The sequence below is a fragment of the Burkholderia sp. S-53 genome (assembly GCF_025560745.1).
In the GTDB taxonomy this organism is placed as follows: Bacteria; Pseudomonadota; Gammaproteobacteria; order Burkholderiales; family Burkholderiaceae; genus Burkholderia; species Burkholderia pyrrocinia.
In genome coordinates, this window is the sequence record NZ_CP090484.1 from 2,307,234 (window position 1) to 2,319,402 (window position 12,169).

At 57.7% G+C, this 12,169-nt stretch carries 11 protein-coding genes and 1 pseudogene; 6 read left to right on the forward strand and 6 right to left on the reverse strand.

Annotated features, from left to right (window positions below):
* Positions 1–65 precede the first annotated feature (65 nt).
* On the reverse strand, positions 66–401 hold the full coding sequence (locus tag LXM88_RS32440) for a helix-turn-helix domain-containing protein (RefSeq protein WP_262543534.1): 336 nt from the start codon (positions 399–401) through the stop codon (positions 66–68).
* 302 nt (positions 402–703) lie between these two features.
* On the opposite strand from LXM88_RS32440, the gene LXM88_RS32445 reads away from it, so the two are divergent.
* The 3 genes from LXM88_RS32445 (at position 704) to LXM88_RS32455 (ending at position 4,776) form a co-directional block, all read left to right on the forward strand.
* The gene (locus LXM88_RS32445) at positions 704–1,222 is read left to right on the forward strand and encodes a hypothetical protein (protein WP_262543535.1); all 519 of its coding nucleotides are present in this window, start codon (positions 704–706) and stop codon (positions 1,220–1,222) included.
* Between the two features lie 263 nt (positions 1,223–1,485).
* Positions 1,486–2,010 (forward strand): hypothetical protein, encoded by a 525-nt coding sequence (locus LXM88_RS32450; protein ID WP_262543536.1) that lies wholly within the window; start codon positions 1,486–1,488, stop codon positions 2,008–2,010.
* Positions 2,011–2,595: 585 nt separating this feature from the next.
* On the forward strand, positions 2,596–4,776 hold the full coding sequence (locus tag LXM88_RS32455; RefSeq protein WP_262543537.1) for a KAP family P-loop NTPase fold protein: 2,181 nt from the start codon (positions 2,596–2,598) through the stop codon (positions 4,774–4,776).
* A gap of 935 nt (positions 4,777–5,711) precedes the next feature.
* On the opposite strand, the gene LXM88_RS32460 is transcribed toward LXM88_RS32455, so the two are convergent.
* From LXM88_RS32460 to LXM88_RS32480, 5 genes are all read right to left on the reverse strand, one after another.
* Positions 5,712–5,891 carry a hypothetical protein gene (locus tag LXM88_RS32460; RefSeq protein ID WP_262543538.1) on the reverse strand — a complete coding sequence of 60 codons (180 nt, stop codon included), beginning with the start codon at positions 5,889–5,891 and terminating at the stop codon, positions 5,712–5,714.
* Positions 5,892–6,054: 163 nt separating this feature from the next.
* Positions 6,055–7,380 (reverse strand): type II toxin-antitoxin system HipA family toxin, encoded by a 1,326-nt coding sequence (locus LXM88_RS32465; protein WP_262543539.1) that lies wholly within the window; start codon positions 7,378–7,380, stop codon positions 6,055–6,057.
* Positions 7,380–7,760 carry a helix-turn-helix domain-containing protein gene (locus LXM88_RS32470; protein ID WP_262543540.1) on the reverse strand — a complete coding sequence of 127 codons (381 nt, stop codon included), beginning with the start codon at positions 7,758–7,760 and terminating at the stop codon, positions 7,380–7,382. Before LXM88_RS32470 ends, LXM88_RS32465 begins: the two co-directional genes overlap by 1 nt.
* A gap of 1,321 nt (positions 7,761–9,081) precedes the next feature.
* On the reverse strand, positions 9,082–9,582 hold the full coding sequence (locus LXM88_RS32475) for an HAD domain-containing protein (protein ID WP_226183337.1): 501 nt from the start codon (positions 9,580–9,582) through the stop codon (positions 9,082–9,084).
* A gap of 174 nt (positions 9,583–9,756) precedes the next feature.
* The gene (locus LXM88_RS32480) at positions 9,757–10,314 is read right to left on the reverse strand and encodes a hypothetical protein (protein WP_262543541.1); all 558 of its coding nucleotides are present in this window, start codon (positions 10,312–10,314) and stop codon (positions 9,757–9,759) included.
* 285 nt (positions 10,315–10,599) lie between these two features.
* Between LXM88_RS32480 and LXM88_RS32485 the strand changes: the two are divergent.
* The 3 genes and pseudogenes from LXM88_RS32485 to LXM88_RS32495 form a co-directional block, all read left to right on the forward strand.
* Positions 10,600–10,755: pseudogene (locus LXM88_RS32485) on the forward strand (helix-turn-helix domain-containing protein); the annotation flags it as partial.
* Positions 10,756–10,800: 45 nt separating this feature from the next.
* Positions 10,801–11,076, forward strand: a complete 276-nt coding sequence (locus tag LXM88_RS32490) for a helix-turn-helix domain-containing protein (protein WP_262547031.1) — start codon at positions 10,801–10,803, stop codon at positions 11,074–11,076.
* 119 nt (positions 11,077–11,195) lie between these two features.
* Positions 11,196–12,020 (forward strand): TIGR02391 family protein, encoded by an 825-nt coding sequence (locus LXM88_RS32495; protein ID WP_262543542.1) that lies wholly within the window; start codon positions 11,196–11,198, stop codon positions 12,018–12,020.
* Positions 12,021–12,169 lie beyond the last annotated feature (149 nt).

The following is a 12,169-nucleotide window of genomic DNA, read 5'->3' on the forward strand; positions in this document are numbered from 1 at the left end:
CCGTTAACGAACACAAGATAACAATCTTGAATTTGTCAGAGGCCTGGAGCAATTCCCGCCACAGCTTATCCGGCGAGTAATCTCGCCGCCCACACTTTGACTTGCTCCAGAAGAAACAGGCGGTCTTCCTGTTTCAAGGGAGCGAGAAGACGCACGATATCCGGCGCGACTTGCTGCGCGTCGCCGGAGCCCCCCTCCAGTAGGTCCATCCACGAGCACTCGAGAGCAGCGCAGAGCCGCTCCAGTGTTGCAATGCCCGGCATCACCGCACCTCGCTCGAATCGCGAAACCGTCTCGGCGTCGACCTCAATGCGCTCAGCGACGGCCCCCTGCGTCAGCCCGCGCTGCTTCCGAACCGATGCGATATTCCGGCCGATGACCGACGCGAGGCTTGTAGCCATTACTCAACTCAACCTGTGGAGAGACACATAAAAATGTTGAGTTGCATCGCGCGATTTGATAAGGTTCCAATCTGTTGATAGTCGACACATTAGTGCGATATCCCCAAACAAAACGCAGACTGTCGTCCCACGGACGGCGCGCCGACGCTATGCCGCCGCGAGCCCGCCTGGGATGACAACTGAAACATAAGAAGCTGGCTCCCGCCAGCGCACCGGGGGTGTCTCGCGCCTACATCCGCGTGCGCGACCCTCAAGACCACGAGTGGCCGGACATCGGTCGACATTGAACAGACGGGGAAAACGTGAAGAAATCGGGGATTGTCGTGGCGTCAGTACTCGCCGCAGCTTTGCTAGCCATCGCCACGCCGGCGACGTATGCATGGACCGACATTGTCTCGGGCCCATACATCGAGAATGACCAGCATGGTTTTTCGCACACATTCTATGTGTCCGGCGTGTGGCCAAGTAAGGGGCAGGCATGGGGCCAAGCGCATATGGAGTGCGTACAGGACAACAGCTTCGAAGACCGGTTTCGGGGTAGCTGCAAATCAATCGCCACATTCGACGGGCCGGCTGTCATTGCCCTCGTGACGGCACAAAACCAATACTGGTCAGCATATGCCGACCCGGATACTGCCACCGCTGTGAGGAAAGCAATGGCACTTTGTCATAAAGACAAAGCGGACGAGTGCCAGCTGACCAATATCTATTGGGATTTCGGGCACAACTTCCTCGATGCTCCGGAGAGCTTCAAGCAGTTGTACATGAAGCTGCACGACGGTCAATACTGGCGGCCGCCCAAGGGCTACTGGGTTCCCTGAGCCACGTGCTGGAACGGTCCTTGGCGCTGCCATGTAGCGGCGCCGTTGCGGTATGTGCCCGCCATTGTCTCCGAGGGCATCCCGACTGAGGCCCGCGCGCATTCAACGCCAGGCGTGAGCACGCATCGCCCGTTATGACCGTGCGCCCTGTCTATGACGTACGAGCCCGCGTCAGTCGGGCACGTCCCACTTTTAAGGCACCGCTGAGCGGCGTGTTAGCGCTCGGCGGGAAAGACTCACGACCATACTTGGGATAACTCAACGTGAAACACCGGCAAATTGCAGCGACGACCGCTTGCATCTTTCTCGCGATTCTGATAACCGGCTGCGCGACGGTTACTGGCGGGACCACGCAAAACGTATCAGTAAAAACACAAAAGAACGCAGCAGACGTTGCAGGAGCGGACTGCATCTTGTCGAACTCAAGGGGTAGCTGGACGGTGACCACGCCCGGGAAGGGCAGCGTCCATCGGGCACAGGATGACTTGAATATCCGATGCTCGAAAGATGGCGAACGCGACATCACCACGGCCGTTAAGTCGAGGACACGCACGGGAACGATAGTTGGAAATGTCGTCCTGTTAGGCGTAGGAGCCTTGGTCCTGGATGGGGTTGACAAGGCAAATGGCTCGGCCTACGCCTATCCGGAAACCATCACCGTGTCGTTCGTAAACGGCGATGAGCCGCAGGGAATCCCTGGTGACGCAAGTACCGGCTCTATCAACGGCACGCCAGCTCAAGCAGCAGCGACGCCGGCGACAAACACCGCGTCGAATCTGACGAGGTAACTAAACAACTCGAGGGCACGAATCGCCACAGACAGCCCCCGACGCTTCGAGTGCAATGCCTCGGTGTCGCATGCCATTGGCCGCATAAAAACGAAAATTGAGATTTGTGCGGCCAATCTTTTGAAATCAAAGACATAGCGCTGCCTCAGACGGGCAATCGACCTGCTCACGCTCAAGCGCGGCTGGATACTCAGGGGCGACCTATCAAGCTATGTCACAGGCTTTGATATAAAGCGTCCGGACTGGCCGGGTGAGCCGACGGCCTCGAATCTCGTGGACCCGCCGCTCTCCTGGACGACGTAGGCAAGTGCCCCTCTATTGGCGCAAGGAAACCGTCGCGGAAGCCATCCGCCTCGTGTAGTCTGCTTGAGACTGATTGCTGCGACAACGATAGCATTCGGCCCTTTGCGTTGTCCCTGGCATCAAATCACATATCTGGGCAATCACCGTCGAATTCACGAGATTTTCCAAGGTCGAGATTCACGCAAATCGAGAAGGCGAAAGAGTTCCGTGATAAGTTCTCCAGAGTCCTTGCTGGCGCAACTCTGTCGCCACAACAGCTCACCTTTTCGGAGAACCGGGGAAATGACTTCGGCAGAATCCACCGCGCTTAGGCATGACCAGCCGCATACCGTCTCCGACCTATACAGTCGCCGCTCGTTTGCTGAACAGCTTGGTCGTCTGTTGGCACTGCCGGCTGGTAGTCCAGGAATCGTCGTCGGAATTGAGGGCCCCTGGGGCTCCGGTAAGACGACGGTCATTCGATACCTCATTGAGTCCCTCGAGAACGCTTCCGACGACGGCCCAATCGTCGTTGAATTCAACCCATGGATGCTCGCCGGTGCCGATGCCCTTGTCGAAGCTCTCCTTACCGAACTCGCATCAGGCATCGGCATGAATGCCGGCACGAAACAGGCCGAAAAATCACTCGCCCTCGCGTCGAAGGTTCTCGGATACGCCGGGTTGATGCGACACCTCAAGTACCTCAAATACGTCCCCGGGGTCAGCCTGGTCGGCGTTGCAGCAGAAACTGTCGGAACCGCGCTTCATCATGCGGGTGAGTTTGCAGCCGACATCGGGGATGCGGTAGACAACGCCAAGAAGGTCGTCGAAGAGGCCGAGAAGCTCGTCTCGGTCAAAGTGGGCCTAAGCCAACGGAAAAAGGACGTCATAGCAGTACTACAAGAGCTCGACCGGCCTATTGTCGTTGTCGTAGACGACCTTGACCGCTTGACGCCTGACGAAATCAAGGCAGTGTTCCGGACCATCAAAGCCGTAGCGGATTTCCCGCGCGTCGCCTACCTGCTGGCCTATGACCGCAACGTCATCGCCGAAAGCCTGGGTGGCGGACCAACAGCGGGAGGGAACGCATACATCGAAAAAATCGTGCAGGTCGCATATCCCATTTCGCCAGCATTTCCTTGGCAACTGCAGCAGCACCTTTCCGAGGAAATCCAGGCTTTGCTAACGCGCATTGGCCGGGAACTTGAAGTCTTCGAAGCCGACCTCATGGGCAAAGCGATGTCCCTGACATGCAGCATGCTTCGCTATCCTCGGGACGTCTCCCGTCTCATCAATCGCCTAACACTCAGCCTCGGTAGTACGACGCACGAAGTGAACGCTGCTGACGTCATCGTTGCCGAATCCCTCTTCCACAGATTTCCGGCGATGCGTGACACGGTAGTTAAGAGCCCGGAGCTGTTCACCGGCTCCTATTGGTCACTTGCGGAGGAGCTCCATTCCACTGATTGGTCAATGTATTTTGGCAGCACACAGGACAAGCGGCGCGAAGCATGGCAAGTGCACTTGCCGGAAGACAAAGCTGAATGCACTATTGTTACCACGGCAGTCAAATTCTTGTTTCCTCTCGTCACGGGAGGTCGCACCGAGTCTCCGCGCAGCCACCTTCGAATATCCGAACTCTCGCGGCTCATCCGATTCCTCGCATGCACGTCGGTAACCGGCGTCCAGGAGGTAGCGGACATTCATCGGCTCTTGGGGCTGCCCGACGGACTTGGCGAGATGTTGAACGACTTGGATGGTCAACGGGCCACCGAGATGGTTAATCACATGATTGCCTACCTGGATACGGCGAAGGCGCTCAACAGCGACGGGGTCGTACAAGAAGTTACACGTAGCTGCGCTGTCGACAAGCTTGCGCAGTCATCGTCGCGCGACTACAGCCGGGCAGTGGCAACACTCGTTGCAAACTGCTTGCAGCACATGCCAGACAAGGTACGCGACGCGATACCCAAGTTTGTCGGAAGCGTACCCCTGGTTTTCGGCTTCGACTTTTTGTCCACGGTCGGGATGGCCCACGGTCTAGTACGAGGCGCAGAGCAACACAAGATTGCGGAAGCTACCCGGTACATCACTGAGCCCGACGTCGTCGAACATGCAATCGGGGTGTGGCGCGAACGAGCCCGAGGTGCAATTGCGTCCGGCGCTGTGGTTGAAGAGCAAGACCTCTTTGTTGTGCTGTACGGTCTTGGACATCTGGGGGACGGCTCGAAGGATGCAGATGCGATTGAAGCATTCCGCGAACTTTGCATGAACACACAGGGCGGCCTTACGCATTTCTTCGACCAAGCACGGCCGTATAAAGGATTCCAGCCCGTAACCTTCTTCCTCTACGTTTGGGACGTCAACGCGATGGCCGACCTTGTCGAGGCGTCTCCCCACGCCGGAGAGTTTTCCTGGTATATCGAACAGCTACGCACTGACGCGCAAGTGCACGACTATGTGGCAAAGCGCAACAAGGAGTGAACGATAGACGCTGGGTGCAGCGTAGTTTGGGGGAGATATGCTCGTCTACATTGACCACAACGTCTTTACGTGGCTGGTCGCACAACGGTCAACCAATTCCGGTGACGTCGAATATCGAGCCAGTCTTGAGATGCTTACCGATAGCAAGACGACAGTCGTTCTTTCCGCTGTCAATCTATATGAGATTGCCCGGTCTGAAGATGAGAGGCATGTTGCAGCCTCGATTGAATTACTTGAAGAGCTTTCACCCCAATGGTTGAGCAACCCCGTGTACCTGCAGACCGAGGAGCTGAGTCGATACATCACGCGCAAACTTCATGGTCCAGAAATGCGGCCTGTTCGCCCGTTGAACACGACAATGTCGCAGCTTTGGTCAACGTACGGAGCTAGGGATGTCGTTATAGGCGAAACCGTGGCCGATTGCGTCATCGCTTGGCATCGTGACAGAGCGGCTTTGGAGTTGGTGGCTCGGGCAGCCCGGGAGACGCCCGACGCAATCCTGGTCGGCCGTCGCGCGCTTGCTGAGGGTTTCGCACGGGACAACGCGATGATTATCGACGAGGAATACTATCGAGCCCGCCTGCCTGCACGGTCATGCCTCCCAGTCGCCATTTCGACGCGACTCTACGGTGACCTTCCTCGGCTACTAGGCCAGGACGGTCGAGGGATAAAACGAACATGCCCCACAATCAAATCTGAGGACTTATGTCAGCGGTTTAGAGTGGAAGCGGGATTTCGCCCAGAGCCGCAAGACGCGCTTGACCTCCAGCATGCGATGGGCGCGCTAGCGTATTGCGATTACTTCGTCACCAGGGACAACGATGTCCACGCGATGTTTCAGTTTGTCCATGCGAGATGGGAACGCTGTCCGTGTGTTGCAATTCATAGTTGCGAGGAAATCGCCACACGGTAGAGTCGCCAGAAAAGCAGGTACATCATGCCGGCCGTTGGCGCTTCTTCGCTTTTGTAATTGCTCGGAGCAAAACGTCGACGACGCTGTCGGCGGACGTGACCGAAATTGCATTAATTTCGTAGCCCGGTTCGTCGCATGGAACAAACAATGCCCGAACCGTCACGTGGTCGAGGTCAAATAAATACCCGTTCTCGCCTTTCAACGCCAACTCGTCACTGCGCTCTCACGAACGTTCCCCGCGAGGTTCGAAACGTAGATTCGTTTGTCCTGAAGAGAACACCACGACCCGAATCGCTTTGGCGAAAACGCCTTGGTAGCTGTGTTCGCGCGCTACTTGGGATGTGCAGGCGGTCCGATTGGCCGGTTCATTGTTCCAGAAAGGACGCTACCGTATCCCAGTTGTCGTTCTCAAAAGCAGGCGCGACCTTGTCGATTTCATCATCACCCATCCCCACGGCCGGGGACCGGGCGAGTCGTTTCCAGTCGTTCAGGGCAGCCATCATCCGGGTCAGGATTGCATGAGCGTCGTCATCGGACACGCCAAAGTATGCCGCCGCATCCAACGCCTCTTGGATATCTCCGGTTTCACCGTTCGCTTCGGTCACGGCGGTTTTCAGGATGGGTTCCTTGTCGGGGAACGGGTTCACGTCAAACAGCGGGGCGAGCCGCCACTGCCCCCCGCCGCTGTGCAGGAAGCCGTGGTTGTGCATGTGGTCATCCACGTTGGTGATGAGCATGCTGAAGCAGATGCGCGCCCAAAGCTCCTGCTTGTCTTCGAGGGGTCTCGGGGAGAACCGGTCAATGGCCTCCGCAATCTGCGTGTAGGCACCATCTTCCCTGGAATCCAGCTGCAGCAACGAGGCCGCAGACAGGTAAGGGATGCGACCACCAGCCAGGGGGCGGTCAAAACGTACGATAAGCGCGACGGCCTGTGTGTCAGACATGACGACTTCGGCCTCGGATGCATTCAGGCCCGCCACTTTCGCGAGCAACAGCGCCAGCACCTCACCGCGCGCCACGTCACGCGCATCACTCACGCTCGGAAACTTGGCGATGGTCAGGGTGCCGTCGGGCTTCAGAACCGTTGCTTTGGGTCGCATACCGCCGAGCGAGGTGCCGCGCCCTTTCAAATACGCGAGGTCCATCGCCGTTTCCTTGCCGGATTCGACCGCTTTCGATGCCTGAAGCAAGGTCTGCAGCGGGACATCGTGAGTTCCTTGAGGCAAGTTGTCGTCATGGGGCACATCGAGAAAGGGACCGTCGGCATTGTCCCTGAAGCGCAGTGCGCCAATGCGACTGGAATCCAGCACCCCCAGCAAATAGTCCAGGTCTGACAGCTGTGCGGAACCGGCGTCTCGGCCGGCGTCTTTTTCGGCCTTGCGCCGTTTGGCATGGGCGCAGTTAATGACACGGCGTCCCCAGCCATCAGGCTCAGTATCGGCAATGGCACCCGCAAAGGTAGAAGTCTCCTTGCTTCCTGTGCGGTATTGAAAGTCGATGCTCAGGGGGAGGTCCGGAGACAGTGCGAAGCAATCTGGATTACTGAGCCAGGCGGGGGAGTACCGGAATGCCGAGACCTCTTTTTGCCCCTGTCTGGAAAATTGCAGTTCGCCCACTTCCAGTCCCGTGTCGCCCAGATAGACGAGCAGCGTCCGCGTTGTGCTGGTTTTTGCTTTTTTTGTCGTCGCCATTACAGGGCTCCACTGTCCGGGTTGGCTTTGCGTACCCGGATGCGTTTGGGCACCGCCTTGTTCATGAGCGCCAGGCCGAGCGCATCATTGGTGGTGTTCAGGGCCTTGTTGAGCTCGGGGAGGAGATTCAGGATGTTCAGGACCCGAATCACAGCGCCCCACGACACTCCGGGGTCGCCCTGTTCCAGCCGGTAGAGCGTCTTTTTTGAGATGCCCGCCCGCTCCGCCATGGATGACATAGAAAGCCCCCGGCGTCGGCGGGCCAGCGCAAGGTCATCTCCGGCAGCAACCAGCGCACGCTCGACCGGCAAGGGCATCGGATTTTCGGTGAAGCGGCCGGAAGGTTTGGGCGTCGCCGCTGTTTTTGGTTTATCGGTCATGAACCCTTAATTGGTTAATGCGTCATATTTGGCTGCTATAAAACATTTCTCAGATGGGTGTCAGTGCGCTGCTGATAACGGTCAAATATGGGTCAATATGTCATTTAATAGGTCATATACGACTCTTTATAATCGAATCAGGCGCGAGAAGAGTCCAGAGGCTCCCTGTTGAGAAACGCCGACCCATCCGTGGGCGCGACATCCTGTTCCTGTCGAGGGTGGCCGACCCCGAGCGCTGCCATGTGCTTTCAGGGAACGCGCGTGACCAGCGTTTCAACGTCGCGGCGAGTCGTGCGCGCGCCCGCCGAACTGATGCGCGTTTAGCGCCTCATCAACGACTAGCCGTTGTCGAGCATCTCGAATTGCCGGCGTGGACTGCGCCGGCATCGCGATTACCTCGTCACAACCGTGGCAAAAGACCACTTCCTTCGCGAGACCCTTTTCATCACTGAACGGAACATCTCGACGAACGAAGGTTGTGCCAACGAGTTGGCATGCAACGCATGCAGATTGGGCTTGCTTTTATCGCCTTACTGAAAGAGTCTTGCGCCCATTGCGTTCTTAATCACCGGCGGTCGATACGCTTTTCCTTGCGGCTTAGTCGGGCCTGTGCGGACGCCTTTGCCCGAGATTTTCCGAGCTCAACGGCCTCCCGCACGTCCATCTCGAGTGCCCCCCGGTCCGTTTCCGGAGAGGCCAGTTCGGCGAGCGCTCCATCCCGGCCTATGAGCCACAGCGCCGTTGCGTAGAGGCCAATGCCTACGCCCGCTTCGCCCGCCTCTATCCGCATCAGAGTCGGTACACTCACTCCGAGCCGGGCCGCCCAGGAAACGAGCGACTCTTTTCTGCGTAGACGAGCCACGGCAAGGTCTGCGCCCAAACGCTCGAGAGCCGCAACGGTGGCTGGTGGCATTTGCCAAATGGCGGCGGGGGTTTTAGGCATAAATTCTATTTATGTACGAGACTGTGTTTCGTGCAAATCTTCTTTATGATTTGCGTTTCCGCTCATGGGCTAGGCAACGTAGTCACTCCGTTTTATTGCCTCTTCATCGCTTCCCGATGTCGCTCGTACAGCTCGTCGCGCAACAGTTGCTTGAACCTGTAGCCGATTTCGAACGGGGACATCGTCCGAAGCGCAACATACTCTCGCGGAGTCATCGCGCCAAGGGCCTGCTTAAGACCATGGTCGATAGCGTCAGCAAGCATCCGTTCGGTGGACTGCCCGCTGTTGGTTGACTCGGTGGGCGCCTTGGTTCGCATCCTTCTCCCTCAATACCAGACTGTTTGCTCTCAATCATGCGGTGCATCCAACCACTGCTGACTAAGAGAATCGTTCATGTAGTCTCCGCCGCAGCAGTTCGACGACAGCGGCGTCCCCTAACGCACACTCGGACTGGCAATGCACCAGCCGCTCTCGACAGCTCTCGAACCCGTCCGTCCGGTCATCAATCGCAATCCATTCGAGACGCGCGCCTCTTTGTCGGCGAACGTAGTCGAGGACTTGTTCGCCTCTGGACAACATTGGCCAGAGCATCTCGTCGAATTCGCAACCTTGGTATGTGGCGCCGATTATCCTTGCGCGCAGCGATGCCGACGGCAACTGAGAGCGGGTGTAGTCGACACCGAATCGGTAGGCCCAGTCACTCGAGAGGACTATGGGAAGTTCTGGATATGGCGACAGCAGGTCAACAAGAATTTGAACGTACTCGAACAACTCGATGCGCCCGGGTGCGCTGCTTACGATGCGGCGTCCGGCGACATACGAGTTGCCTCGGTGCAGTACCCCGTCGATGTCGAGAAACAGAATTTGACGCTCACTCATCGGCAGTGTCCTTTGTCACGCGGGCACGCCGGTGCGCAATCCGCAGGCGCGGCGCGGTTGCCGGCCATCGCCAGCAACCAATGTGAGAATCCAACTGGAGCGACGAGCGGTTCCATCATTGCGTACCCCATGTGTCAGTAGCTCACAACATCTCGCCGAGTCGGTGCCGAGCATTCAAATGATTCGTTGCCTGCGATGGGCCAAGTAGCTCTGTAGACGGTGCATCAACGGATTGCCGGCGGTCGCTTTCATGACGTCATCAGCAGAGACAGGGCGCGTGGCGGCCTCGCCACATTCCTCTAAAAGCACTCGCAGCCGGTCAGCAGCCTCTTCGTCAAAACCAGCCTCCAGACCGACATTGACACGCTTGCCCGCCGTCACATCGCTGAACTCGAAATCCGACGACGCGACAACAACGTACTCTGCGGACCGGGAGCTCATGAATGTCAGTATCGAATCCTCTTTGGTCCCGCCGAGGATTCTCACCGAGTTCACGATGCGCTGCGCCAGCGGCGCGCATTCGTGCCGCAAAAACTCGAGGTCGTGGAGCAGTGGCCAGTCGTTTGCAACGACAACGAAAGCCCCAGGGAACGGCTCGATTGTCTGTGCGAATAGGCGAGCGTCCGCTTCGAGCGAACGAGTAGCCTCAGGCTCGTTTTCGCGAGTCGTTATGGACGGATGTCGGTCAATCGCGCCTAGAACGCCACTGACGCAGAAGAAAAGCAAAACCATGTGTGCCCCATAGGGAAGGTAGCGGCCAGCCCATCACCGGAAAGTTTTCAATTCTCGTGACTGACCAGCCGGTCATGCCGAAACCACGGGCCTTATCAATTGCGCACGCTTCCCTCGGAGGCATCGCTCCGATGGGCTGTCACTGGCACTTCTCATAAGGTGTCCGCGATGGAGCCGTTCATTCCACCGGCTCAGGCCAATTGTAGCTTTTTATGCGTGTGTACTTCAAGCGTGCATATGATGAGTGGTAGAAAATTTTTTGACTGCAAGGGATGCTGTGCGGCTATGCCGAAGCTCCATGACGCGGTCGCCAGCGGACTGTCCGAACGACTTAGAACAATTCGAAAACGTGCCGGCCTCTCGCAAGACGAACTCGCTGCGAGGGCGTTACTTGCTCGCCCAAACCTCGCGAGCGTCGAGCAGGGAAGGCGAGCGAATCTCCGACTCTCAACCCTTTCACGGTTGGCAGATGTACTAGGCGTCGACGTGGTCGATTTCTTTTGCGACAGACCGGTGGACGAACAGCAGCCGACCGGCGAAGACGCCACGGCCCGCGTGATAGCAAACGTAAAACGGCTACGCGGCGAGGCGGGCTTCAGTCAGGAAGCCCTCTCGGTCAAAGCGCACCGATTCCGCACATATGTCGGTCGGCTCGAAAACGGGGGCGCCAGCCCTATGGCCGTCGACCTGCAGGACCTGGCTGACGCACTAGGTGTTGGCATTCCACAGCTCCTCGATGTAAAAGCGCCGCAGGGCCGGTAGGCCGCCGAAGCAACAATGCTCCGGCGGGCGCCGACCATTCAAGTTCTCGACACCAGCCCGCCGGCGCTGTTAAATTCCAAGGCAAAGTGCCGTCGACGTAAGCGACGATGGAGCATCGAATGGCGACCAACCTGCCGTGCTTTACCCATCAGCAGCTCGAAAGTGTCTGCCGTGTACTGGGCGATACGGATATGGGTCTTGCTGGCACAGAAATCGGCCACTTGCTGGCCAACAAAGGCTTCGAAGACCCGACGCCACAAATCACAAAATGGCAGCGCTTGTTCAATGCGCTGGCCGCCCAGCAAAACAAGCATGGCGTCGGCAATCACACAATTCAGTTCATCAATGAGGCGATGAATCCGTCTCTCTATCTTCGCAAGCCCGAGGTGTTTGCATGGAGACGTGAGAACCTGAACTCCGCTCTCGCATTGTGCGGCTATCGCGTGCGGGAAGACGGACGAGTCGGCCACGCGCAAAGAGCCTCCACGCTCGATGAGGCACTATCGCGGGCGAACCGTCTCAAGACCGCACTCGAACAACGCGATGTCCATCCGAACGTTCTCGCCTTTTGCAGCAGCGAGCTCCTGCAAGAAAACTATTTCCATGCGGTCTTTGAGGCGGTCAAATCAGTCTCGAAACGGCTTGAGCAGTTGTCTGGAGGAAGCGGAGACGGCGCAGAAATTGTTGATTTCGCTCTCGGGATGCCAACCGGAACGCCTCGCGTCGCAATCAATGCTCTGAGGTCGAAGACCGATATCGGTGAGCAGCGCGGGTTCGCGAGCCTTCTCAAGGGAATCTTCGGCATGGTCCGCAATCCGCTCGCGCACAACGCAAAAATCGAGTGGGATATGAGCGAGCAAGACGCCATGGACACGTTAACCATGCTGTCGCTGGTTCATAGGAAGCTGGATGTCGCACGGTTGCTACCCCCGTCGAGCGTTTGAGGCTAGACGTCGCTGCGAATTCGTTGCAATGCACAGGCGAGCGTTAGATTGCAGCGGAATTCGCCGCGCAGTTCTGTCGACTACCAAGCGTTGCTCCGTCGTTGGTCTCGCCATATGTGCGGCGATTAAAGGGGCTGCGCACGCCGCTG

Excerpts from the sequence above, each read along its gene's own strand:
- LXM88_RS32440 (WP_262543534.1), bottom strand. The coding sequence starts at position 401 with ATGGCTACAAGCCTCGCGTCGGTCATCGGCCGGAATATCGCATCGGTT.
- LXM88_RS32455 (WP_262543537.1), top strand. The coding sequence starts at position 2,596 with ATGACTTCGGCAGAATCCACCGCGCTTAGGCATGACCAGCCGCATACC.
- LXM88_RS32465 (WP_262543539.1), bottom strand. The coding sequence starts at position 7,380 with ATGGCGACGACAAAAAAAGCAAAAACCAGCACAACGCGGACGCTGCTC.
- LXM88_RS32470 (WP_262543540.1), bottom strand. The coding sequence starts at position 7,760 with ATGACCGATAAACCAAAAACAGCGGCGACGCCCAAACCTTCCGGCCGC.
- LXM88_RS32475 (WP_226183337.1), bottom strand. The coding sequence starts at position 9,582 with ATGAGTGAGCGTCAAATTCTGTTTCTCGACATCGACGGGGTACTGCAC.
- LXM88_RS32480 (WP_262543541.1), bottom strand. The coding sequence starts at position 10,314 with ATGGTTTTGCTTTTCTTCTGCGTCAGTGGCGTTCTAGGCGCGATTGAC.
- LXM88_RS32495 (WP_262543542.1), top strand. The coding sequence starts at position 11,196 with ATGGCGACCAACCTGCCGTGCTTTACCCATCAGCAGCTCGAAAGTGTC.